This is a genomic window from Mechercharimyces sp. CAU 1602 (genome assembly GCF_024753565.1).
In the GTDB taxonomy this organism is placed as follows: Bacteria; Bacillota; Bacilli; order Thermoactinomycetales; family JANTPT01; genus Mechercharimyces.
Genome location: NZ_JANTPT010000001.1, coordinates 187,460 through 210,276 on the forward strand (window position 1 = coordinate 187,460; position 22,817 = coordinate 210,276).

At 44.2% G+C, this 22,817-nt stretch carries 25 protein-coding genes; 20 read left to right on the forward strand and 5 right to left on the reverse strand.

Features of this window, described 5'->3' with window-relative positions:
• The first annotated feature begins 12 nt into the window (after positions 1-12).
• From NXZ84_RS01015 to NXZ84_RS01045, 7 genes are all read left to right on the forward strand, one after another.
• Complete coding sequence (locus NXZ84_RS01015) at positions 13-966, forward strand: GDP-mannose 4,6-dehydratase (RefSeq protein ID WP_258838445.1); 954 nt, start codon at positions 13-15, stop codon at positions 964-966.
• A complete protein-coding gene (locus NXZ84_RS01020; protein WP_258838446.1) occupies positions 963-1,874 on the forward strand; it encodes a glycosyltransferase family 2 protein in 912 nt (303 codons plus the stop codon). Before NXZ84_RS01015 ends, NXZ84_RS01020 begins: the two co-directional genes overlap by 4 nt.
• A gap of 83 nt (positions 1,875-1,957) precedes the next feature.
• Positions 1,958-3,556, forward strand: a complete 1,599-nt coding sequence (locus NXZ84_RS01025; RefSeq protein ID WP_258838447.1) for an alkaline phosphatase family protein — start codon at positions 1,958-1,960, stop codon at positions 3,554-3,556.
• 35 nt (positions 3,557-3,591) lie between these two features.
• Positions 3,592-4,284 carry a DUF421 domain-containing protein gene (locus NXZ84_RS01030; protein ID WP_258838448.1) on the forward strand — a complete coding sequence of 231 codons (693 nt, stop codon included), beginning with the start codon at positions 3,592-3,594 and terminating at the stop codon, positions 4,282-4,284.
• Positions 4,285-4,372: 88 nt separating this feature from the next.
• Positions 4,373-4,849 (forward strand): CBS domain-containing protein, encoded by a 477-nt coding sequence (locus NXZ84_RS01035; protein WP_258838449.1) that lies wholly within the window; start codon positions 4,373-4,375, stop codon positions 4,847-4,849.
• A gap of 111 nt (positions 4,850-4,960) precedes the next feature.
• Positions 4,961-5,347, forward strand: coding sequence for a YhjD family protein (locus tag NXZ84_RS01040; protein WP_483869633.1), 387 nt, complete (start codon positions 4,961-4,963; stop codon positions 5,345-5,347).
• Positions 5,348-5,399: 52 nt separating this feature from the next.
• Positions 5,400-6,035, forward strand: a complete 636-nt coding sequence (locus tag NXZ84_RS01045) for an SGNH/GDSL hydrolase family protein (protein WP_258838451.1) — start codon at positions 5,400-5,402, stop codon at positions 6,033-6,035.
• Between the two features lie 50 nt (positions 6,036-6,085).
• On the opposite strand, the gene NXZ84_RS01050 is transcribed toward NXZ84_RS01045, so the two are convergent.
• Entirely contained in the window at positions 6,086-6,874 is a 789-nt protein-coding gene (locus tag NXZ84_RS01050; RefSeq protein WP_258838452.1) for an N-acetylmuramoyl-L-alanine amidase, read from the reverse strand.
• A 168-nt stretch (positions 6,875-7,042) separates the two neighbouring features.
• Between NXZ84_RS01050 and NXZ84_RS01055 the strand changes: the two genes are divergently transcribed.
• Together NXZ84_RS01055 and NXZ84_RS01060 are read left to right on the forward strand one after the other, a co-directional pair.
• Positions 7,043-7,945, forward strand: coding sequence for a S8 family peptidase (locus tag NXZ84_RS01055; RefSeq protein WP_258838453.1), 903 nt, complete (start codon positions 7,043-7,045; stop codon positions 7,943-7,945).
• Positions 7,946-8,131: 186 nt separating this feature from the next.
• Positions 8,132-9,361: an alkaline phosphatase gene (locus tag NXZ84_RS01060; protein ID WP_258838454.1), complete on the forward strand. Its 1,230-nt coding sequence runs from the start codon at positions 8,132-8,134 to the stop codon at positions 9,359-9,361.
• A 36-nt stretch (positions 9,362-9,397) separates the two neighbouring features.
• Here NXZ84_RS01060 and NXZ84_RS01065 read toward each other — a convergent pair whose 3' ends face one another.
• The gene (locus NXZ84_RS01065; RefSeq protein ID WP_258838455.1) at positions 9,398-10,756 is read right to left on the reverse strand and encodes a hemolysin family protein; all 1,359 of its coding nucleotides are present in this window, start codon (positions 10,754-10,756) and stop codon (positions 9,398-9,400) included.
• 109 nt (positions 10,757-10,865) lie between these two features.
• Positions 10,866-12,224 carry a magnesium transporter gene (gene mgtE / locus NXZ84_RS01070; protein WP_258838456.1) on the reverse strand — a complete coding sequence of 453 codons (1,359 nt, stop codon included), beginning with the start codon at positions 12,222-12,224 and terminating at the stop codon, positions 10,866-10,868.
• A 169-nt stretch (positions 12,225-12,393) separates the two neighbouring features.
• On the opposite strand from mgtE, the gene NXZ84_RS01075 reads away from it, so the two are divergent.
• Complete coding sequence (locus NXZ84_RS01075; protein WP_258838457.1) at positions 12,394-12,585, forward strand: hypothetical protein; 192 nt, start codon at positions 12,394-12,396, stop codon at positions 12,583-12,585.
• Positions 12,586-12,596: 11 nt separating this feature from the next.
• On the opposite strand, the gene NXZ84_RS01080 is transcribed toward NXZ84_RS01075, so the two are convergent.
• Positions 12,597-13,091 carry a protease complex subunit PrcB family protein gene (locus NXZ84_RS01080; protein WP_258838458.1) on the reverse strand — a complete coding sequence of 165 codons (495 nt, stop codon included), beginning with the start codon at positions 13,089-13,091 and terminating at the stop codon, positions 12,597-12,599.
• A gap of 128 nt (positions 13,092-13,219) precedes the next feature.
• Here NXZ84_RS01080 and NXZ84_RS01085 point away from each other — a divergent pair, with 128 nt between their 5' ends.
• The 5 genes from NXZ84_RS01085 to NXZ84_RS01105 all read left to right on the forward strand — a co-directional run bounded on the left by NXZ84_RS01085 (position 13,220) and on the right by NXZ84_RS01105 (position 18,455).
• A complete protein-coding gene (locus NXZ84_RS01085; RefSeq protein WP_258840299.1) occupies positions 13,220-14,875 on the forward strand; it encodes a DNA repair helicase XPB in 1,656 nt (551 codons plus the stop codon).
• A complete protein-coding gene (locus tag NXZ84_RS01090; protein WP_258838459.1) occupies positions 14,872-16,776 on the forward strand; it encodes a helicase-associated domain-containing protein in 1,905 nt (634 codons plus the stop codon). The genes NXZ84_RS01085 and NXZ84_RS01090 overlap by 4 nt, the downstream gene beginning before the upstream one ends.
• A gap of 96 nt (positions 16,777-16,872) precedes the next feature.
• Positions 16,873-17,820, forward strand: coding sequence for a hypothetical protein (locus NXZ84_RS01095; protein ID WP_258838460.1), 948 nt, complete (start codon positions 16,873-16,875; stop codon positions 17,818-17,820).
• Complete coding sequence (locus tag NXZ84_RS01100) at positions 17,813-17,980, forward strand: hypothetical protein (protein ID WP_258838461.1); 168 nt, start codon at positions 17,813-17,815, stop codon at positions 17,978-17,980. Before NXZ84_RS01095 ends, NXZ84_RS01100 begins: the two co-directional genes overlap by 8 nt.
• Before the next feature lie 67 nt (positions 17,981-18,047).
• Positions 18,048-18,455, forward strand: coding sequence for a YlbF/YmcA family competence regulator (locus NXZ84_RS01105; RefSeq protein ID WP_258838462.1), 408 nt, complete (start codon positions 18,048-18,050; stop codon positions 18,453-18,455).
• A 12-nt stretch (positions 18,456-18,467) separates the two neighbouring features.
• Here the strand turns inward: NXZ84_RS01105 and NXZ84_RS01110 are convergent, their stop codons facing one another.
• On the reverse strand, positions 18,468-18,812 hold the full coding sequence (locus NXZ84_RS01110; RefSeq protein ID WP_258838463.1) for a hypothetical protein: 345 nt from the start codon (positions 18,810-18,812) through the stop codon (positions 18,468-18,470).
• Between the two features lie 173 nt (positions 18,813-18,985).
• Here NXZ84_RS01110 and NXZ84_RS01115 point away from each other — a divergent pair, with 173 nt between their 5' ends.
• The 5 genes from NXZ84_RS01115 (at position 18,986) to NXZ84_RS01135 (ending at position 22,765) form a co-directional block, all read left to right on the forward strand.
• Positions 18,986-19,240: a YlbG family protein gene (locus tag NXZ84_RS01115; RefSeq protein ID WP_258838464.1), complete on the forward strand. Its 255-nt coding sequence runs from the start codon at positions 18,986-18,988 to the stop codon at positions 19,238-19,240.
• Positions 19,241-19,318: 78 nt separating this feature from the next.
• The gene (locus tag NXZ84_RS01120; RefSeq protein ID WP_258838465.1) at positions 19,319-20,545 is read left to right on the forward strand and encodes an MFS transporter; all 1,227 of its coding nucleotides are present in this window, start codon (positions 19,319-19,321) and stop codon (positions 20,543-20,545) included.
• Positions 20,546-20,644: 99 nt separating this feature from the next.
• On the forward strand, positions 20,645-21,529 hold the full coding sequence (locus NXZ84_RS01125) for a hypothetical protein (protein WP_258838466.1): 885 nt from the start codon (positions 20,645-20,647) through the stop codon (positions 21,527-21,529).
• 129 nt (positions 21,530-21,658) lie between these two features.
• The gene (locus NXZ84_RS01130) at positions 21,659-22,360 is read left to right on the forward strand and encodes a hypothetical protein (RefSeq protein ID WP_258838467.1); all 702 of its coding nucleotides are present in this window, start codon (positions 21,659-21,661) and stop codon (positions 22,358-22,360) included.
• A gap of 24 nt (positions 22,361-22,384) precedes the next feature.
• Positions 22,385-22,765 carry a YkvA family protein gene (locus NXZ84_RS01135; RefSeq protein ID WP_258838468.1) on the forward strand — a complete coding sequence of 127 codons (381 nt, stop codon included), beginning with the start codon at positions 22,385-22,387 and terminating at the stop codon, positions 22,763-22,765.
• Positions 22,766-22,817: the final 52 nt, after the last annotated feature.

Sequence of the window (22,817 nt, forward strand, 5' to 3'; positions counted from 1 at the left end):
TAGACAATTAGTATGAATAAGGGGAAGGTGTGGATCACGGGTGTGAGTGGGTTCGTTGGTAGATACTTGATTGAAGAATTAGCATCTGCAGGTTTTGAAGTGATAGGAACGGGGAGAAGCACCTTAATCAACACTTCTACATCCTATCAATATAAAGCGGTACCCTTAAAAGATAGATCAGCTATCTCTAATTTTCTACAAGTAGAAAAGCCGGATTACGTGATTCACCTCGCAGGGCAGAAATATATTCCTTATTCTTGGGAGCATCCTATTGAGGTGATTGAGAGTAATGTGATTTCAACATTAAACATTTTAGAAGCTATCCGATTGCTAGACGAAAGGGCGAAAGTAAAAGTTTTACTTATTGGTTCGGGAAGTGAGTATTTTTCTCCGCCTGGAAAGAGCCATGTCTTTAGTGAGAAAGACGAGACTCATCCTCCAAATCCATATAGTTGGAGCAAGTGGATGCAGTCAGAAGTCGGGAAAATGTATACGATGATGTACGGTTTATCAGTGGTGACAGCTCGAACTTTTAACTTGTTTGGTCCTGGTGCTAATGGTGGAATTTCAAGTGCTTTAGCTGAATTTGTCGCGTCTTGTGAACGTGAGCGACGCTCAGATACATTTGTGATACATGGAAGTGTGGAACTGGCACGTGATTTCCTCGATGTACGAGATGCAGTGAGAGCATATCGAATAATATTAGAAAAGTTTGACCAGTGGACACAGGGGGAGGTGATCAATGTTTGTAGTGGGCAAGCAACTTCTCTCGATAAACTCATACAATTATTCTTCTCCTATTGCTCCTATCCATTACAATTACAGATAAATCAGAAATATATTCGTAAAGGTGATGTGCATTCTATTTGTGGGAATAACAATAAACTAAAAGAATTGAGTTGGGAACAGAAAATCCCATTGAAGCAAACAGTAAAAGATATGGTTACTTATTGTAAACAAGCATGATGGGATTGTGGGGAGGAGACTATAATATCATGAAAAATTTAATGCAGGCACGTCAAAAACAGAGTCAAAAAGCTCAACTTAAACGCCTGCTCCATGTTAATAAAAAATGGATAGCCAGTGGAAATGTCCCCAAGGTTACTGTGATTATGCCAGTGTATAATATGCAAAAATTTGTTTCTAAAGCAATTACAAGTATATTGCAGCAAACATATAAAAAATTCCAATTTATCATTATTAATGATGGTTCTACAGATAATTCTTGGAGAAAAATTAAATGTTTTCAGGATAGTCGAATTTGTGCTCTAAATATGAATAACAGAGGGAAACCAGCTTCTATGAATCTTGGGCTTCGTTACAGTTTGGGTGAATATATTTTAGAAATGGATGCTGACGACTGGCTGGAGCCAGATGCTATTATGCGCCTTGTACATGCTTTAAATGCTTCTCCAAAAGATGTGGGGTTAGCTTATGCTGGTATTTATTTGTGGTTAAGTGAAAATGATAAATTAGTTAAAATTAAAGCGATAAAAGGAACGGAATATGCGGATAAATACGAAGTTCTTAAGAGTTTACAAAACCATTGCCCTCGTCTTTATCGTAAATCGGCTTTACAAGCGGTAGGGGGCTGGACTACCTCGCTGTATGGGAAAGAGCTGCGGGCGGATGATTTTTTTTTACGGTTAAAATTAGCTGAATTATTTCGGGCAAAGAGTGTGGATGCAGTGTTATATAACAAGCGAGTCCACAAGAGTAGTCTCACAGGTGTACCAAATCCAAATATCATGAATTGGCAAATTAAGAATATCGTGAAGTTTATGCTTGAAAAATGGGGTGGAACCTATGCGCCCGTTTTTCATACAAATGATAGTGGTTTCATATGGAAGTTGGAATTGATAAGAAAAGGATAAAAGAATGTGTAGGGGATGAACACCTCTTTACTCGTACACGATAATAGCTGTAGTAATAATTACTACGATTTGTGTGATAGAGGGTGTTAAATGTGATATTAACCATATTTGCAGGGATCATCATGGTGTTAGTTCTCTTTTATTGGTTTTTTTGGGGGTCTCAACCGAAAGGGCATGGTTTAGTTGAAAGTAAGCGATCAACTTCCACACGAAGAGGAAAAAAAGTGGTTTATCTCGTTATGGATTCTCTGATGGCGGAAACGATTGTAGAGGGAAGGGGGCGTGGTGAATTGCCTGCCTTCTCTTATCTTATTGAACATGGCTATTACCACCCACAGATGATTAGCTCGTTTCCTACGATGTCGGTGACGATTGACAGTACCTTACTGACGGGGACTTATCCTGACCAACATGGTGTTCCCGGGTTGATTTGGTATAGTCAACGAGAAGGGAGATTTATTAATTATGGGACGGGACCTTTGGAATTAATCATGATGGGGGTGGGGCGGGTAGTTGCGGATGCTCTTTATCAGTTAAACCATTCCCATCTACGAAAGGAGGTAAGTACGCTACATGAGGACTTGTCTGCGTTAGGAATGAGTACCGGTTCTATGAATGGAATGTTGTACCGTGGAAAAGAATCTCACCATCTTTATCTATCGCATGGACTTGCCAGATGGACTGGACTTGCCCGTTGGACTAAGGTGAAAGCACCTTCTTTTTTTACATACGGTGGGTTGTGTCTTCCAACTAAGAGTGATGGGATAAAAGGGGGGCCGTTCCATCAGTTCGGATTTACGGATGATTATATAGAAAGAGCACTGACTGACATGATTCAGGCAAAAAACCTTCCTGACTTTTTACTGGCTTATCTTCCAGATATGGATCGTCCAATACATAATAAAGGGTTGACAGCTGCGTTAACGGAAGCCAAGAAGGTGGATGCACGCCTGGGACGAATCTTGGATGCATTTTCATCATGGGAAGAGGCGTTGGAGCAGGTAACTTGGGTGATTTCAGGGGATAGTGGCCAAACTAACATCTGTTCTCGTGCTGAGAAATCAGTGATTTCACTATCTGAACAGCTTGGCGACTATTGCCTGCTTGAGCCAGGAAAACGAAACAAACAGGGAGCGGAGGTGGCACTTTGTAGCAATCAGCGAATGGCGTATGTTTACATTTTGGACGAACGTATTTCATTAGAAGGGTTAGCAAAGAGGTTGCGGATAGATGTACGTATGGATTTGATCGCTTGGAGGGAGGAGGGATGGATAACGGTCATCGGTACGGATTTAGAAACACGTTTACGATATCGAAGGGGAGAAGAGTGGACTGATTCATATCAGCAGAAATGGGATTTACATGGGAGAGAAGAAGTGCTGGATCTTACACTGGATCAGGATAGTCGTTGTCTTTACTATGGAGATTTTCCCGATGGATTAAAACGGTTACAGGCAGCGCTCACTTCTCATGCAGGTCGTTACTTAATAGTTAACGCAAAGCCCGGCTTTGAATTTGCTACAACATACTCTCCTCTTCATACGCGGGGAGGGGCGCATGGCTCACTTCACAAACAGGATTCTTTCTTTCCACTGATTGTGGCGGGAACGGACGAGCGTCCTTCCACTGATCGACTCGTAGATATGAAGGAGTATCTTTTACGCTTACTCAAACAAAAATAAGGGGAAAGCATCGTAGTGGAAGGAATGGAATCGATATGCATTCATATGTGGAAGTTACTTTGCAAACCTCCCTTGCGTTCGGCGGCACTCTTTTGATTGCTAGGATTCTTGGCAAACAGCAGCTCGCGGAAATGACATTTTTCGAATACATCAATGGGATTACCTTTGGTTCGATTGCAGGGAATTTGGCAACTGATCTGGATCAAAATACAGGGCAACATTTAGTGGGATTAATTATTTTTGGGATTCTTACGTGGGTGATGACGTATATCTCACTTAAGAGTCGCACAGGTCGGCGCCTTTTAGGTGGGGACCCTGTTATCGTGATTCAAGATGGAAAGATTATGGAAGAGAGTATGCGTAAAACGAGGATGACGATGGAGGAATTGATGCAACTTTTGCGTGAGCGCGGGATTTTTAATATATCGGAAGTTCAATTCGCTATCTTTGAAAATAATGGTGAGATCTCAACAATGAAGAAACCAGCTTATGATCCTCTTACGCCTAAAACCCTTAATCAAATCGAAGCAGACCCTCCTCCGCAAGTGCCGATGGAGCTAGTTGTAGATGGTAAGGTTATTTACGAGAATTTGAATGTACTCGGAAAAGATATGAAGTGGCTCCTCAGCCAATTAAAAAAATATCACGGGGTTAATTCGATCGAAGAGGTTTTTTACGTGGCACGTGAAAGTGATGGTCAACTATATGTGGATTTGCGCCGTGATTAACGAAATATACAAGTTCGATTTAGGTAGCGTGGTGCATGGTTTGAGTAGAAGGCGGACATCATAACCACAGAAAAGGAGGGAATTGCTAATGCATCAATTGCAAGATATTATGACAACCAATGTGAATACGGTCTCGCCACAGGACAATATCTTTCAAGTGGCTTCTTTGATGAAGCAACACAACATCGGTTCTGTTCCTGTGATAGAAAACGGTTTGTTGTGTGGGGTGGTAACGGATCGTGATCTCGTGCTGCGTGGGATTGCTGAACAAAAGCCTAATTCATCCACAGTGGAGTCGTTTATGACTCCCAATCCCGTTGTGGGCTCACCTGATATGTCAGTAGACGATGCAGCACGGTTGATGGCAGAAAATCAGATCCGCCGCCTTCCGATTGTGGATAATGGTCAACTGATTGGAATCGTGGCGATTGGAGATTTGGCCGTTCGCCAACCGTATGCAGATAATGCAGGGGTCGCGTTGACCAGCATTTCAACCCAAGATCAGACGGGAACTCCTAATCAACCCCCTTCCGGTGCTGACGCTAACCCACATCAATTGATGTAAGCTAATCCCGCCCATGGGCGGGATTTTCATTTTCCTAAACCAATAATTAACAGACAATAAAAACGTATGTTCTGTATATAATGAGGGTAGGAGGAAAGTGTGTTGAAAGAGGTGAAGGTAGTGCTGCTATATCCCCCTGAGTATAATCAGTTTGAATCTGAAGTGAAACAAGTGGTTGTACTGGAGGTATTGGAACGCTCATTGCAATGGGATCGTCAATGGTTAGACCAATCCCCGGTCAAAATGAGACGTGTACTTCAAACCTGGTTTAGCGATGCACAAGAAGCCGCCTCGAAGGACTTGAGCCAAAGACGACGCTCCTTGCGTCGAATGGGTGGAGAAATTATTAGCATTCGTCAACTCCAGGATGTGCGTGAAGTAGATGCGCGCTTCCGTGGATTTCAATATACGCAGCGCTACTTAAATGCTGTACTGCGCGCTGAATGCGAAACATGGCTTAATAACTGGAATAAAAGCGATAAAAAGGTTACAAGCTAATACCACCGCAAGAGCACTTGCATAGCACTTAGAAGGGGGACTGGACGAAGAAATGGATCGAGTGGTATATCTGGCTTTAGGCGATTCCCTAACAGAAGGAGTAGGGGCGGAACGGATGGATTGTAGTTTTGCTCACCAGTTTTTTGAGCAGCTCAGCCGTTCAGACCAATGTGTGATGCGCAACTGGGGGATTTCCGGACTTACTTCAGGTGAACTTTTTCATCTGTTACAAACCTCTGCGTGCCAACGACTTCTCCCTTCCTGTTCGCATATCTCTGTTACTATCGGTGGTGGGGATTTTATCGATCTGTACCGGAGTGGATTAACGATGCCCAAAATTTATCGCACAATGAATCAAGTGATAGAGCAGGTGAGCCAATCCCTGGAAGTCATACGCAAATATAACCCTGAAGGGATGGTATATGTATTGGGATATTATATCCCACGACCTGCCTACGATATTGCTCTTCCGCTAGCTTCTTATCTCCTGCGCAGAATGAATCGGTCGATGATGAAAATATGTAAAAAATATCAAGGTGAGTTGGTTGATCCTTTTGATTCCTTTTACCAACGTTATGACTACTTTGCCGATGATGTGCATCCAAACCAGATGGGATACGATGCGCTGGCAGCATTGTTTGCTCGTACTGCTGTCTCCCTTGCACAACAAGAACCTTCTGTACAATAACACCTATATGAAAAAGATCCTGCTGTCTACGAGCAGGATCTTTTTGCTTATCAAACGGAAATGATAAAAGCATCGGAAATCCCTGCAGCGTTGATCCGTGCTAATTGTGCCTCGGCATTATTGCGGTCCGTGTAAGCACCTGCCTGAACACGGTAGTAAGTGGAACCATTAATAGTGGTGGGGAGAACGAAGGAGTCAATCCCTTTGTTAGAAAGAAAGGTAACTCGGCTATCCGCATTGCTCCGGATAGTAAAAGATCCAGCAATCACCTTGTATAGGTTAAAAGAGATGGGAGACAGATTGAGTGCAGAAGCTAATCCTTCAGCCGTGGCAACAGCCAGATCATTAATAAAAGTGGGGTTTAAAAGTAGAGCGAGGTCACTACTCGTATCAATAAACATATTTTCTGTAAGCACAGCAGGCATCCTTGTTTCGCGCAGTACATGGAAATTGGCTCTCTTTTTTCCACGGTTGCGCACTCCGTATTTAGAACCGATGGTCTGCATAATGCGATCATGGATAATATTTCGTTTGGTAATGGTGTCCTGTGATACGGAGCCATTATATATATAACTTTCGAATCCGGTTCCCCCACCAGCGTTAATATGGATGGAACAATAGTAATCAGCATCCAATGCATTTGCCATACTGGTACGGGTAGTAAGGCTAACAGTCGCATCTGTCGTCCGCGTCATATAAATCTCTACATTATAACGACTAAGCAGGTAATCTCGTACCTTTAAGGCGATCATTAACGTAAAATTTTTTTCTTGATAAGATCCATTGGTGGCACCGGGATCATTTCCGCCGTGTCCTGGATCAATAACGAGACGTGTCATCTATTCACCTCCTCTTTAGATCTAGTATTATCATATGCATGAATCATAGATTGTGTTTGGACGGAAGAAAGGGCGACGCATAAAGAAAATGTGCGGCACGCCCCTTTTTGTAAGTGTCCAGTCACCCGCTCACCTACTCTCATAATCTACCATAAGGGAGGTGAAGCGGTGGATAAAAATATTTTGCGACAACGAAAACTGTGTCGGCTTGGAGGAACACAAATCATTACTTGGAATGTGAAACGGGTCTTGGGGGAGGAGCAGGCAGGTCGTTATCCAAACTTAGGCAAGGGAGTCCGTGTGGGTGTCATCGACACAGGTATTGATCTGACTCACCCCGACTTAGCAAACAATGTCCAAGGGGGAGTAAACTTTATCCAAACTGACCAACCTCCGCAAGATGAGAATGGCCATGGTACCCATGTAGCAGGTATTATAGGTGCCCGTAATAGTCGGACTGGAATTATTGGAGTTGCTCCTGCTGTGTCACTTTATGCGATTAAGGTGTTAGACAAAGATGGATTAGGATCGATGCGAACTCTTATTCATGGGATCAAGTGGGGCATTGATAATAGAATGGATATTTTAAATATTAGTATTACCGGGGAAACTTCTAGCCCGCCAGAGTTAGTAGAAATTATAGAATTAGCAACAAAAAAAGGGATTTTAGTCATTGCAGCTAGTGGAAACAGAGGCAATTTGAGAGGTAAAGGGGATTGTGTAGAATCACCTGCACGCTTACCGTCGGTGGAGGCAGTAGCTGCTTTGGATCGTCAAAATAGACGCGCCTTATTTTCAGCGACCGGGCCAGAAATTAATATTGCCGCCCCCGGAGTACAAATTTTGAGTACCTATTTAGATGGACAGTATGCTAAGATGAGCGGGACATCGATGGCAGCACCGCATGTTTCTGGAGTAGCCGCTTTGTTAAAATGTGCTTACCCACAAGCTAATAACAAAAAATTGCGTCTTTTACTACATCGACAAGCGCGTAGATTGACGAGCAAAAGAATGGATCGTTTAACCGGAGCAGGCTTGGTGCGAGCTTGGACGAAGCGAGGAAGAGTATAAGAAATAGAGAGAGAAAACAACAGCATTTATCGATGATTGACGTAGGGTGTCTCCTCCACCCTACGTTTTTTGATGTAAATATTTATACAAAATTAGAGACTGCTTTAAGAGAGATTCACAGTATACTCATACTGGAATCGTACGATGTGTTTAAGTTGAAAAAACGAATACAAAGGAAGTGAAGTGATGAAAAAACGAATGATAGCTTTAACGGGATTGCTTGCAATCACCTTATTAACAAACGGGATGATTCCTGCCTCAGCCCATTCAAAGTCGTTTCATACTGGGCCAAAAGCAAAAAATGTGATATTGATTGTAGGTGATGGTATGGGACAAGCTCATCGAGATGCAATTCGCCTGCATACCGTAGGTTTAAGTGGGAAATTGGCGATGGATAAAATGCCGGTGGCAGGGTTTGTTCGCACTCGTCCGGCGGATGATTTCCTTACAGATTCAGGGGCGGCGGCGACTGCGATGGCTATCGGAATGAAGACCAAGCGTAAAAGTATCGGCGTGGATGCGGATGGTAAGAGCAAAGAGACGGCACTGGAGTTTGCAAAGCGCAAAGGTAAAGCGACGGGTATTGTAACTACAGGTCGTATTACGGACGCCACTACAGCTGCCTTCGCTGCGCATGTGGAGAGCCGGAAGCAGGAGGGTGAGATTGCCCGCCAGTATATCGAAGAGAGTCAACCAGATGTAATCCTCGGGGGAGGGGAGAATTTTTTCTACCCAGCAGGTGTGGAAGGCAGGTATGCAGATACGGATGAGAGCTACAGCCAGAGTGAGCACGGGGATTTGGTAGAAAAAGCAAAGGCAGAGGGGTATCAATATGTAGCCAATGCGGAAGAGTTAGATTTAGTACGGGGAAAGAAGATTTTAGGACTGTTTGCAAATGAAGAGATGTTTGAAGCCGCAGAGGAGGGTGGCTCATATGAACCGGTTGTTCCGTTAGCAGATATGACGAAAAAAGCCCTTCAAACTTTATCTAAAAATCGAAAAGGTTTTTTCTTAGTGATTGAAGATGAGGGTATTGATAGTATGAGCCATAAGAACAACGCTGCCATGATGCTGAAAGCAGGGGAACAGCTAGATGCTGCCGTTGATGTGGCGCGTAGATTTGCAAAGGATAATCGTGATACCCTTGTTATTGTAGTGGGGGACCATGAAACAGGTGGACTTAGCATTGAGAAAGTGGACGATGGTGATGAATCAGGCGATGGCATCTCCCAAGAAGATGGCCCTTTCCCGATTACCGGTTCCAATGAGGAATTTACGCTCGATTGGACGACGAAAGGTCATACCGCTGTTAATATTCCTTTGACCGCGATGGGGGTAGGTGCTCACCGTTTAGCAGGTGTTTATGAAAATACACATATCTATACGGCGATGATAAAAGCCATGCAGCACCGTTAATTTGATAAATGATTTATAAACAAAACACCCCAGCTCCTAGCTGGTAGGTGCTGGGGGTGTTTGTTCGTCTTCCTCTCTTTCTATTTCGAGAGGGTTCTGGGTTACGACGAGGCGAGTTACACTTCGTTGATCTACTTCTTTTACGACGAAGGTCCATGACAGGTAAGTTACTGCGTCATTAACTTCGGGTACTTTTTGTAGCTGGGAGAAGAACCAGCCTCCAATGGTGTCGTTATTCTCATCGTCAATATCCATACCGAAGTAATCGTTTACTTCCTCGATGAGAAGTCGTGCATCGATTGAGGTTTCTTCCCCATTTTTTGTGTAAAATGGGCGTTCATCATCAAACTCATCTTGGATCTCACCGACAATCTCTTCGATAATATCCTCAGTTGTGACCAAGCCGGCTGTTCCTCCATACTCATCGACAACAATGGCCATGCCTGCTTTATTTTTCTGTAGGGTGCGTAACACATCTTTGATCTCCATGGTTTCTGGTACCAAGACATTGGGGCGCACCAATGTTTCTAAGTCAGGTTGATTACCATTTAATAGTTGCTCATATACATCGCGGATATGAATGACACCGATAATGTCATCTTTATCTTCACGACAGAGAGGAATTCGCGTCACACCTGCCTGCTTAATAACCTCTAAATTTTGTTCAAATGTATCTTCCGTATATAAACAAATGATGTTCACACGAGGAACCATGATTTCACGTGCAACTCGATCAGCAAACTCAAAGATATTGTCAAACAGTGAGAGCTCTGTTTGGTCAATCATGCCACTCCGATGACTTTGGGCCATCAGCATCCGTATCTCATCCTCTGTATGAGCTAGCTGGTGGTCGCTTTGGAGACCGATTCCCAGCCACTTTAGAATAAGATTGGCAGAGCCATTAAGGAACCAAATAAAGGGATAAAAAAGCTTATAAAACAAATTAAGAGGTGCTGCAATCCATAGTGTTGTAGATTCCGCACGGCGGATCGCTAGTGATTTCGGTGCCATTTCTCCCAAGACAATATGAAGAAAGGTGATAATGGCAAATGCAGTTCCGAATGAAATCGTCTGTAATAACCACTCGGGCAAACCGAATGCACCTAATAGGGGCTCGATGACAGCATGTGATAAGAAGGGTTCACCGATCCACCCAAGTCCGAGAGAAGCAAGTGTAATCCCGAGTTGTGTAGCAGATAGGTATGCATCTAGATTGCCGACAAGCTTTTGCGCCATTTTGGCACGCTTATTCCCTTGTTCGGTCAGTTTGGCTAAGCGAGTGGTACGAACCTTTACCAGAGCAAACTCAGAGGCGACAAAAAAGCCATTGAGTAGGACGAGAAAAACAACGAGTATTAAGTTGAATATGGTGCTGAATAAACTGGGGTCATCCAACAGTCATGAACCTCCTCATGATCATGAAATGTGAAAATAGACTAGCGAATATTAGATATTCACTTTTATAACGCATTTGATTGCAAAATGGTTTCTTAGGCAGACCAAGCTATAATAGCTGGATAAATAGTGTAGCTAAGCCAAAGTAAATGATGAGTGAGAAAACATCATTTAACGTGGTGATGAGAGGACCTGATGCCACTACCGGATCCACTTTAGCTATATTGAGTAGTAATGGAATCAAGGTTCCAACAAATGTGCCGATTAAGAGGGTGCACCACAGGGCTGCACCGATAACTAATCCAAGATAGATGTTTCCTTCGAGGAAGGTAACAACAGCAATGATGATAGTGCTGCAAATCGAAGCGATAATCATACCGACAATGCCTTCTTGACCAAGCACACGCAAATATTTATCTCGAGTTAGTTGCCCAGTAGAAAGTCCCCGAATTACGAGTGCTAAGGACTGTGTTCCTGTATTTCCTGTCATGCCAGCAATCATTGGCATGAAGAAAGTGAGAGCTGCGACTTGTTGAATCGTATGTTCAAAGAAACCAAGTAGGTTGGCTGTAAAGACACCGATGAGCAAGAGTAGCAACAACCAGGGAATCCGAAGGCGCGCAGAAGAAAAAGGGTGGGTAATTACCTCTTTTTCAGTATAACCAACGGCAGATAACCTAGAAATATCCTCCTGGGCTTCTTCGATCAGAACATCAATAATATCATCGACGGTAATAATACCGAGCAGACGTTCTTCTTCATCAGTGACAGGAATAGCGAGGAAGTCATAGCGCTCCAATAGTTTGGCTACTTCTTCTTGATCCATATCAGCCGGGACTGAAATCACCCGCTCATACATAATGTCACGAATCAGAGTATTTGGTTGCGCAATTAACAGCTCGCGTAAGGAGACCACACCTACCAGGCGGTCATCCGCATCCGTGACAAAGATATAATAAACGGTTTCCGCTTGAGGAGCTTCTTCACGTAAATATTGAATCACATCATCAGCGGTAAAATGATTATATACGCTGACATACTCGGTCGTCATCTTTCCGCCAGCGGTATCTTCCGGATAATCGAGCAGGGCGCGTACTTTTTCCGCTTCGCCTTTCTCCATGGTAGTAAGAAGCTTTTGTACATTGCTATCTTCTAACTCACCTAAGAGGTCGGCCACCTCATCCGATGACATGCGGTTTAATACTTGCGCTGTTTTTTCCGCGCCAAGTGTTTCTAACACTGCTTGCTGATCGGGAGACTCTAGCTCTTCTAACAGTTCACCAATCTCATCACGTGTCAAATGTTCCAATAACAAGCGTTGGAGTTGGGGGCTGAGTTGGAAGAAGATTTGGGCTAAGTCATATGGCTGTAATTCATCGAGCAAAGGTCGTAAACGCTTAAGGTCTCTTTTCTGCAGATAAACTTGTATTTGAGCGATATCTATTACATGAGTGGTGGACTGAGTCAAAGGTGCTTCCCTCCCAGCATTATAGAATGGAACTTCAACCTCTCCATAATATCAGATTGAGACGGGCTTTCAAACTGTAGGTGCCCAACAGAAGGAAAGAAAAGAGAAAGATCCTGTCATGACCTGACTTCTTCTGGGGTAGACTAGCACAGTGAAAGGAGGAGAATCCATGCTAAAGTTAAGAATGCCCGATGTAGGACCCATCAGAGAGCCAGAGATTACCTCTCCGGTGGAGCCAGAGACAACAACTCCTGAACAACCAGAGCCAGTCCGAGAGGACCCTGTTCCGACTGACCCTAAGAGGACAAAAAAGACAAACAAAGGAACGAAGCAGCGGGTCATATACCCGCTGCTTCGTTGATGAGATCGTCGTTATTTTGCTTCTTCGATATGATAGGTAAACTCTACTTCTTGCTCATCGACATTATCAAGTGAGATGACTGTCGTTGGATAGGTGATCGCTTGGGTGACCATTGCCCCTTCTGGGGGCGTTACTTCTTGCGCGTAGACGTGGACAGTATCCTCTTTGCGTTCTACTTTGGTTACTTCAATTTGATACCCTCCCGTATTGCGTTGACCTAATCCGAGTATGAGATAGGTTTGTTCATTTTCTGAAATGGAATGACCGCCACCTTCTTCTTTAATCTCATTTACTTTTGCTTTCACAGTATCGGGTAATTGTTTTGCGGTCACTTTTTCATAAACCATGGTGCCGTTTTCCCCTCCTGATTCCGCTTCTTGGCTAGACTGGGTTCCTGTCGACGAATCGTTGTTAGTTGATTCATCAGGAGCATTTCCTGTCCCACATCCGGCTAAAATAAGAACGAAGCTAAGCATCGTTAATTTTGCAATATGTCGTTTTATCATGTGTATTCCCTCCATAAACTGTACTTACTCTCTTAGACGCGAGAGGAGGGAGAAAAGTTTCAAATGAGTTCCTTTTCCAATATTCTAACATAAAAGAGTATCTAGGGGGGAAAAAGTTGTCGTCACAAATGGAGTTACCTCTACTGATAGATCAGCAAGGGCGAGTGCGAATAAAAACAGAACATCCTCAATTTCCACAAGTACGGGCTCAAGTGGAACCATTTTCTGAACGTGTTAAGAGCCCCTCTGGTATACATACTTATCAGTTAACACCTATCTCTTTATGGAATGCCGCTGCAAATGGATTGCAACCAGCAGAAGTGCTAGAGGTTCTGCATAGATATAGTAATGGAGCGATTCCATTAGAGGTGGAAGAAAAAGTGAGGCAAGAAATGGGACGGTATGGGCAAATTCAGATTCAGCGTAACAGTTCAGGTGAATTGATACTTGCTTGTCATCATGCCAAGGTTGCGCAAAAGTTGCACGCATGTGAATGGGTAGAAGCACGGACGAGTGAAAAAGAAGGCATCTTTTATTTGTCACAATCGAATCGCGGGAGAGTGAAGCAGCAACTACTCCAGTGGGGGTGGCCTGTTCACGATTGTGGAGGATATGAAGGCGGAGAAAAGCTGAGGGTGCGACTTGCTCCTACTACAGTTTTACGCGATTACCAACGAGAGGCGATGGAACGTTTTTATGTGGATGGCGGTGCAGGTGGGGGTAATGGGGTTCTTGTTCTTCCTTGCGGAGCAGGGAAAACCATAATCGGGGTTGCAGCGATAGAGAGAATTGGGAAAGCCACCTTAGTTTTAACGACCAATCGCACATCTGTACAACAATGGATAAGAGAACTTCAGGAAAAACTAGAATTGAGTGAGGATCAGATTGGTGAGTATACAGGTGAGAGAAAAGAAGTGAAGCCGATCACAGTTGCCACGTATCATATTTTGACATACCGTCGCTCTGCACAGCAGGAGTTTGCTCATATGAATCTTTTTCAACAACGTGATTGGGGTTTGATCATATACGATGAGGTTCATCTGTTACCTGCCCCTATCTTTCGTGCGACGGCTGAATTACAAGCGACACGTCGTTTAGGATTGACGGCGACGTTGGTACGAGAAGATGGACGTGAACAAGAAGTTTTTTCGCTGATTGGACCCAAGCGCTACGATCTATCTTGGAAAGAGCTAGAGCATGCTGGTTGGATTGCAAAAGCTCATTGTGTCGAAATACGATTGCCCCTGTCCAGATATCTACGTAAACAGATGGTGAAAGCAAGCAAACGTGAACAGATGAGGTTGGCGGCTGAAAATGAAGCTAAAGATGTGGTTGTGCAACAGATGGTAGAACATCATCAGGGAGAGCGTATATTAATTATTGGTCAATATTTGCAGCAGCTAGAACGAGTGGCTCATCGATTAGATGTACCACTTGTGACCGGGAAAACACCTAATTCCAGACGGGAACAACTGTACCAACAATTCCGCCGAGGAGATATTGAAGTACTGGTGGTTTCGAAAGTAGCTAACTTTGCGGTTGACTTACCGGATGCCAGTGTTGCTATTCAATTGTCCGGAACATTTGGCTCACGGCAAGAAGAGGCACAGCGCTTAGGGAGAATTTTACGGCCTAAAAAGAAAAATGAAGCAATCTTTTATTCGCTAGTTTCACAAGGTTCGGTGGAGCAGAAGCATGCTTTTCATAGACAGCTCTTTCTCGTACAACAAGGGTATACATATCATACGATCGATGCAGACCATTGGAGGGATTGGCGAAGATGAAATCATTGGAAGAGTGCCTGCAAGCGTTACCTGCTGATGTGCGTGCACAAATACGGTCTACCCATTCATATCCTCAGCAAGAGGCCACCTTGGAAGATGTTCTCACAGATATAGAGTACTTACACCAATGCCGATCACAACTGACGATAGCAGAGTGGCAGCTTCTTCGCTCCATTTTATTTAGCTCAGCAGCAGGGGGTGTGAGCGAGGAAAGTCTATTTGTTGACATCGTCGGTAGAGAGAGATTAGATCGGCGCGTAGCATTGATTCGGTTATGTCAACGTGGTTTTTTATTTTGTATGCGCAAACCATGGGGACAGCGATGGTACAGATGTCCGCTTGAAGTAAGGGAAGCTTGGTACAAAGTTCTCTTCTCTACACATACACTGGCTCGCAAAAAAAATGTACAAACTGTATCAAGTGAGGGGGGCAGCTTAGGTCAAGATTTTTTTCATTTTTTGCATCTTCTTCATCGCGATCCATTGAAGTTGACGGTGGATGGTCAGATTACAGTGCGACAGGAACGTAAATTGGTGGCGGAGCTGCAGTTGGAAGAAGACATATTAGACGAGACAATTTGGTGTGAGCACGAAGGAAAGAGTGGAGTCGTTCGTTTCTTGCAAACGCTGGGGGAAGAGTTGGGTATCATCAAGTGTGTGCAGGAAGTGTGTAAGGTAGATGAGTTGGCGTTAAACAAATGGTTAGCACTACCCAGTCTTCAGGTGGAGTCCATTCTTTATCAGTATAGCAAGCGAGGGCTGCTGCAAGGAAAGTTAGGGAAAGGCGGGTTATGGTGGTTGCTGGAACAGCAACGAGAGGGCTGGATAACGGTGAATGATCTGGTGAAGCGGTGGTGGGAAGGAGTAGAGGAACACGAAGGGTCGCTGCAACAAGAGGTAGAAGGAATTGTTGCACATTGGTTGCGCCCCTTACACGTTTTTGGCTGGATGGAATTGGGGACATCTTTAGGAGAATGGTGCTTCCGTTGGAGTGAACCAGCTCCGTTATTCCGAGCGGCTCCCATGCTTTCTTCTGTATACGTTACAGCTGACTATGAGGTATTACTCCCTGTGTTGTATGATCCACAGAAAAAGTGGCATTTATCAACATTTGCAGATTATATGGGGGGAGATAAAGTACTTACCTATCTCTTAACAGAGTCTTCTATCGCACGTGGGAAGAAAGCAGGTATGAAGGTAGCCAAGATGATAGATTTTCTGGAGCAGATTAGTCAAAACCCCGTTCCTTCCAACGTAAAGGAGTGGTTGTTATATGGAGACGGAGGAGGCGATATTTCGCTACGTAATGCAATACTTGTAGAAATTGAAGAGGAGTGGTTACGTGACGAAATCATACACCATCCTCTTTTGCACGTGTATTTTCGTAATCAGGTGAGTCCTTCTACGTTTGAAGTTGATCCTGTCAAGGAAGAAGAATTGATGAAGGCTCTGCATACAGAAGGATATAGCCAAGTGTGGTGGAAAAAGAAGAAAACGCAGGCTTGGGAGGGTAATGAAAATCAGTCTTTGTCTCAAGAGCAGACGTTTTCTTTAATGCAGAGCGATAAAGAGTGTGAGGAGATGGTGACTACCTATCCCCAGTTAGTAGACGTAATGCCGGAAGTAGCACGTTTACCTGAGCTGTGGATAAAGGGAATGCGATCTTATCATCCGTCAACGTTAAAAGAGATCGTACGGACAGCAGTGCGATTACAGCTTCCACTTGAAATAGAAGAACGAAACGAATCGACATCTGCTTCGCTCTACCCTCTTCGATTAGAGAAAGAGCAAGGAGAGTGGGTGGTTTTAGGTGAGACGGAGGGTGGGAAAGAAGAGCAGTGGATACTTACCAATATTCATCGTGCACGGATCTCTTTAACGAGCCCAAGCATGAGTGATTAGCAGGAATTTTATACCGGTGAGGAGAAACGAATAATGATGCAGAACAAACAAATTGTTATAGAGATGTTTAAATTTTAAGGAGGAAGGAGGAGTTGGATGGAAGTGGAACCCAAAGAGAAGAACAAATCTTTGGCGAAAGACTTGGATGTTCCACGCTTTACAGGGGAATTTATATGGAAATGGATAGGGGCATTCTTTGTCTCCACTGTAATGTGGACGAATCGAGTCGGCACAATTTCAAGATACGGAGCACTATTTCGTACATCCGTTATTCTATTGCCACTGTTGTCGGATGAATTTCGGCAATCATTTTATGAGAGTCCCTTGTTGATCGGTTGTTATGCAGGGTTGGTGATGATGGTCATTGCACAATCTGCCTTACGCATGCTGGGGGATCATAAATCCTATTTTTATTCAGAATTTGCTGAGTTTCTCTTTTTTTCTACTCACTACGAGGAACGAAAACGATGGGAGGAAAAGATGGCTCCCCAATTGGAGGAGATGAAATGGGAGAATCGTCTGCTGCAGGATAAGTTAGCAACCAGCCGAGATGAGTATCTTACCGTAGCCGAATTAGCGTCGAAGCTAGGTGGGGAACTTCGGTTGTACGAATCAATCATCTACCATCCGTATGAAATTCAACCGGATCTGCTATTAGATCGTCTTCATAAAGAAATGAGTGAAGAGTGTTTTGCTATTGCATACTATGAGCGGGAAGGTGAGATGATTCACTTGAGTGGATCAGCTGGTGCTCCCTTTCAAGAAGCTTTTTCAATGGAGGAAGAGACACCTGAAGTGGAGTGTATTCTTAATGAGGAGGATGTAATTTCTCAAAATGCCACATATCCGTATGAGTATAGTTATAGTATGAAGGTGGCAACAGGTTGTTTCGTGTCTATTTTTCGGATGGATAGTACAGATAAGGGGATCGCATCCAGTCGTCTTTATGATATAATGATGGAAAAGAAGCATTTACTCTTAATCGCTTCGCGAATCTTATCCTCACGGAAAAACTTGAGGCAGGCGGTGAAGCCACGTGATTGATAAAAAGTCATCAGATGATGGGCCGATTAATGGTAGAGGGAAGTTTAAGAAATTAAAGTCACTGGATACGAGTCAAGCGTGGACTCCAGAAAAGGTACAAAAAGAGTTAGAAGAAGTGATAAAACGAAAGCGGAAAAACACCAAGCACGGCTTAGTATGAAGTTGGATTTCGTATCCCGTACCTATGCGGGGTATTTTTGTGTATAGATTGGGGAGGGAAATTTTGTATGCCTGCATTGGACATGACGGAAATCCTTCTCAGAATTGATCAATTAGCAGAAGGAATAAAAGAATGTGATGAAATGAAGGAATACCTGGAGTGGAAGCGGCGAGTGACCGAGGATGTAGAGGCACAAAGGCTGATTCAGGAATTTCAGCGTTTCAAAGAAAAAGTAGAAGAAGTGGAGCGTTTTGGGCACTTTCACCCTGATTACAGGTCAGCTAAAAAAGAAGCAGCTGGGAAACTGTCGCAACTTGCACAGCATCCACTTATCGGTTCATATATGAAGGCAGAAGAAAAGTTAGATCAATTGCTAAGTGAAGTATCCCGTTTGATAGCACAACCAGTATCTGAAACGATTAAAGTGCCAATCAACGATCCCCGTCAAGCGAAGAAGCGTTCCGGTTGTGGTTAGTGTGGGTAATCTTTAGGTATGAGAGCGACGAAACAAGATACAGTCTTCACACTCATTGCCACAACAAAAACTCTTCTCATTGGGAACAAAAAAGGTAAAACGATAAATTAAACAGTCACCACTTTGGCGTACAAAGTGATGTTGATAAGTTAGAGAAGAACGCCGAGTAATTTGTTGTGCACATCGTTGCAGGCAGATCTCGAGCGTCTCTTTTTTTTGCCCTTTCCAGGTGATATAGAGGAAGTTGACGCCGGTATATCGTTTGCTCTCAATTTGATGACAGCGGGGATCTTTGTTTATACATGAAAGCAATTGTGAGTAGAGGTGTGTAAACAAGGTAATTTCTGCTCCTTTCATGCTAAGATGGGGGTATTAGAATATCTTTTATAGTTGGTTTTAGTATATCATGGGATAAAGAGAACCATGATTAGCCTTTATATGAAATGGATATAGCGAGCGATCTCCTTGAACGAATTCCTAGAATGAGGTAAAATGAGGTGAAATCAGTCGCATAAAGGAGTCAACAGGCAATGAAGACAAAAGAGCGACTTGGATTAGCTATTTGGGTAGAAGACGTCAAGCCTGCTCGATCTTTAGGTCGGCTGGGTAATATTCATTATATATCTACACGATTAAATTACGTTTGCCTTTATATTGATGGATTTCAGTCGGAAAAAACGATAGACAGTATAAGAAAAATGCCTTTTGTTATTAAAGTAGAGCGATCTAAAAGACAAGAATTAAAAACAGATTATGATCGTTCATTCGATACACCGCAATTTTGACGCCTGCTCTTACAGGCGCTTCTTTTTGTTTATATATTTCGGTTTACGAAATAATTTGTCCATGGAGGAGAGGGTATTGTGTCCAGATGGCGTCGTAATCTTTATATATTAATGGCATGCCAATTCCTTGTATTTGGAGCAATGACCATGATCATTCCTTTTCTTCCTCTCTATTTAAGTGAGCTCGGAGTAGATGACCCTGTGCAGGCACAGTTGTGGTCGGGGGTAATCTTTGGTGTCAATTTTTTAACTGCCTTTATCTTTGCTCCTATTTGGGGGACGCTAGCGGATCGATATGGTCGTAAAATTATGGTCCTGCGATCGGGATTTGGAATGTCCATCGTAATCCTTTTGATGGGATTCGCTACATCACCACTTCATCTTTTCTTTTTGCGTTTACTAAATGGAACTGTCTCTGGGTTTATTCCTGCGTCGATATCATTGGTGGCAACCAATACGCCGTCTAAGCAAACAGGTTACGCTCTTGGAATGTTGCAAGCAGGAGGAGTATCAGGTTCAATTATGGGGCCGTTTATGGGAGGGTTATTAGCAGAGTGGATCGGCTTTCGCATGATTTTTTTTATCACCAGTATATGTATTGGATTGGCGGCGTTAGTAGTGTGGTTAATGGTGAAGGAAGAAGTGAAACCGGAGCCACAAACAGCTAAAGTTTCCTTTTTCAAAGAAGGATCTCTCATTTTACATCATAAACCTTTGTTATTACTTTTTTCTGTTGCTTTTATTATTCAGTTTGCAATGATGTCTCCCATGCCGCAAATGCCTTTATTTGTAAAGGAATTAGGGGCACCAGGTGGATATATTGCCTTCTTTACTGGTTTGGTAACAGCAGTTGCCGGTTTTGCTAATATGTTAACTTCACCTCGGCTAGGAAAAATGGCGGATCGCTATGGTGCTGATAAAGTGCTATTTATTACGATGATTGGGGCGGCATTGGTGCATATTCCACACGCCTTGGTTTCATCGGTGTGGACATTGTTGATTGCTCGCTTTTTATTAGGAATGTGTCTAGGTGGGTTGCTTCCCTCACTTCATGCGCTTATCCGCCATCATTCACCTGTGGGTAAGGAAAGTACGGCTTTTGGTTATAGTACCAGCGCAATTTCATTAGGCAATATGCTAGGTCCGATGTTAGGCGGGGTTTTTGCTGGTTTTATGGGAATCAGATATTTATTCTTACTAACCGCATTATTCCTTGTGCTAGGTTCATGGTGGTTACGCTATGGTCTGAGCAAGTCTGAACGTAGAAAAGAAGGTTACAGACAAGAACAGGTTCATTCAGCTTAGGGTTTTTCAGCCATCATCCTGTGTTTGCTGACCCATGCAAGGATTCTATTTTGTGCATAAGGTATAGGGAACATGTATTAAAGTTTGTTATACGAAAGGATGAAAGCCTTGCTTCAGCAACTATTAATGGGGATGGCGCGCAAGCAATTAGGTAATATGCTTCAGTCTGGAGGCAATGGTCTCTTTGGCTTGGGAAGACCGCCAGCAGGGGCAGGGACACCTCAACAGAATTCAGGGAGTAATGTAGAAGGTTCAGATGGACCCTCAGTTGGAGCTCCTGTGAATCGAGGTCCCGGTGGTCCAGCAGGCGGCCCAGGAGGATATGGAATGGGAAGAGGTCCCGGTGGTCCAGCAGGCGGCCCAGGAGGATATGGAATGGGAAGAGGTCCCGGTGGACCAGCAGGTGGCCCAGGAGGATATGGAATGGGAAGAGGCCCCGGTGGTCCAGCAGGTGGCCCAGGAGGATATGGAATGGGAAGAGGCCCCGGTGGCCCAGCAGGTGGCCCAGGAGGATATGGAACGGGAAGAGGCCCCGGTGGTCCAGCAGGTGGCCCAGGAGGATATGGAATGGGAAGAGGCCCCGGTGGTTCAGCGAGCGGCCCAGGAGGATATGGAACGGGAAGAGGCCCCGGTGGTCCAGCAGGTGGCCCAGGAGGATATGGAATGGGAAGAGGCCCCGGTGGCCCAGCAGGTGGCCCAGGAGGATATGGAATGGGAAGAGGCCCCGGTGGCCCAGCAGGCGGCCCAGGAGGATATGGAATGGGAAGAGGCCCCGGTGGCCCAGCAGGTGGCCCAGGAGGATATGGAATGGGAAGAGGCCCCGGTGGCCCAGCAGGCGGCCCAGAAGGATATGGAATGGGAAGAGGCCCCGGTGGCCCAGCAGGCGGCCCAGGAGGATATGGAATGGGAAGAGGCCCCGGTGGCCCAGCAGGCGGCCCAGAAGGATATGGAATGGGAAGAGGTCCGGGTCCTCGATATGAATAAGGTGATTTTAAGCCCCCTTTTACACAAGGGGGCTTTCCATGTGTAGAAAAAACCCTTATTCTTGATACATAGGAGTTAGAATGATGAGAAGATCGGTATGCGCATCAGGATTTAGAGGAGTGATATGACATGGGTTTCTTTGATGAGCTAAAGAATAAAGTAGGTAAAGGGGTAGAAACTACTGGTCAGCGCTCGCGCCGTGTGTTGGAAGCGAGTAAACTTTCTATGAACATTAGAAGAAAAGAAGAGGATATTAAGCGCTATTATCATCGATTAGGGGTGGCGACACTTCAAGCGTGGGATAAAGAATGGGCTGTTCATGAGGATCCGAATGTTAAGGAAACCGTGAAAGCATTGCAGATGCTTCATAAGCAAAAAGAAGAGTTGGAACAAGAGCGTTTGTCGCTTCAAGATAAAATACCGTGTCCTGGCTGTGGGGAATGGGTGGAACATGAACGTGATGCATGTCCAGCGTGTGGTCAACTGATGCCGATAACAAACCTGGATGTGGAGGCAGAACCGACGCAAGAAGTGGAACTGGAAGTTTCCTCAGCTCCCCCCATCTCTCCCCAACCAGAGCGGATCACGATACAAGATGAACGCCCTCCTGAATCAACAGTGACAACGGCTGTTTCCTCAGCATCTCCTCCTACGCAAGTAGAGACAAATGTTGAGCGCACACCAGTAAAATCGGTAACCCCAACGAAAGCGCAACCAGTGAAAGAAGAACAGAAGGCACAAGAAGGAGCAACGATGGTGATTTGCCCATACTGTGCGGGATTGGTGGGCGAAGAAGATCAAGCTTGTCCTCACTGTGCTTCTTCTTTCTAACACGATGAAGGGAGGATGATCACAATGTCTAAAAAGATGAAGAAAAGAATAATAAAGAAGTTACTGTTATTGCGAAAGGTTGCAGGAACAGCGCAGGGTGAGCAAAAGATTATGACTACATTTGATTCAAAAGTGAGTAAGGTGGGAGGGCTATCCACTCTTATTAATAAACTGCGTGTGATGTATGCCTACTTTCGTCATCCAGATACGAGTAAGAAGAAGAAAGCGATTGTAGGAGCCGCTCTGCTGTATTTTATTATTCCTACGGATGTTCTACCCGATTTGCTCCCTTTTATGGGGTATGTAGATGATGCTGCCGCGGCTGTTATCGTGTGGAATCTATTAGCACGTGAATTAGACCAATTTACATCAAATGGGATGACAAATAAATCGACAGATTTCTAAAATTGAAAATGAAAGAGAAAAGGGACTGTGATATAATGTTAGCAAGACTTGT

Excerpts from the sequence above, each read along its gene's own strand:
- NXZ84_RS01015 (WP_258838445.1), top strand. The coding sequence starts at position 13 with ATGAATAAGGGGAAGGTGTGGATCACGGGTGTGAGTGGGTTCGTTGGT.
- NXZ84_RS01020 (WP_258838446.1), top strand. The coding sequence starts at position 963 with ATGATGGGATTGTGGGGAGGAGACTATAATATCATGAAAAATTTAATG.
- NXZ84_RS01030 (WP_258838448.1), top strand. The coding sequence starts at position 3,592 with ATGCATTCATATGTGGAAGTTACTTTGCAAACCTCCCTTGCGTTCGGC.
- NXZ84_RS01035 (WP_258838449.1), top strand. The coding sequence starts at position 4,373 with ATGCATCAATTGCAAGATATTATGACAACCAATGTGAATACGGTCTCG.
- NXZ84_RS01045 (WP_258838451.1), top strand. The coding sequence starts at position 5,400 with ATGGATCGAGTGGTATATCTGGCTTTAGGCGATTCCCTAACAGAAGGA.
- NXZ84_RS01050 (WP_258838452.1), bottom strand. The coding sequence starts at position 6,874 with ATGACACGTCTCGTTATTGATCCAGGACACGGCGGAAATGATCCCGGT.
- NXZ84_RS01060 (WP_258838454.1), top strand. The coding sequence starts at position 8,132 with ATGAAAAAACGAATGATAGCTTTAACGGGATTGCTTGCAATCACCTTA.
- NXZ84_RS01075 (WP_258838457.1), top strand. The coding sequence starts at position 12,394 with ATGCTAAAGTTAAGAATGCCCGATGTAGGACCCATCAGAGAGCCAGAG.
- NXZ84_RS01080 (WP_258838458.1), bottom strand. The coding sequence starts at position 13,091 with ATGATAAAACGACATATTGCAAAATTAACGATGCTTAGCTTCGTTCTT.
- NXZ84_RS01085 (WP_258840299.1), top strand. The coding sequence starts at position 13,220 with ATGGAGTTACCTCTACTGATAGATCAGCAAGGGCGAGTGCGAATAAAA.
- NXZ84_RS01090 (WP_258838459.1), top strand. The coding sequence starts at position 14,872 with ATGAAATCATTGGAAGAGTGCCTGCAAGCGTTACCTGCTGATGTGCGT.
- NXZ84_RS01095 (WP_258838460.1), top strand. The coding sequence starts at position 16,873 with ATGGAAGTGGAACCCAAAGAGAAGAACAAATCTTTGGCGAAAGACTTG.
- NXZ84_RS01105 (WP_258838462.1), top strand. The coding sequence starts at position 18,048 with ATGCCTGCATTGGACATGACGGAAATCCTTCTCAGAATTGATCAATTA.
- NXZ84_RS01110 (WP_258838463.1), bottom strand. The coding sequence starts at position 18,812 with ATGAAAGGAGCAGAAATTACCTTGTTTACACACCTCTACTCACAATTG.
- NXZ84_RS01115 (WP_258838464.1), top strand. The coding sequence starts at position 18,986 with ATGAAGACAAAAGAGCGACTTGGATTAGCTATTTGGGTAGAAGACGTC.
- NXZ84_RS01125 (WP_258838466.1), top strand. The coding sequence starts at position 20,645 with ATGAAAGCCTTGCTTCAGCAACTATTAATGGGGATGGCGCGCAAGCAA.
- NXZ84_RS01130 (WP_258838467.1), top strand. The coding sequence starts at position 21,659 with ATGGGTTTCTTTGATGAGCTAAAGAATAAAGTAGGTAAAGGGGTAGAA.
- NXZ84_RS01135 (WP_258838468.1), top strand. The coding sequence starts at position 22,385 with ATGTCTAAAAAGATGAAGAAAAGAATAATAAAGAAGTTACTGTTATTG.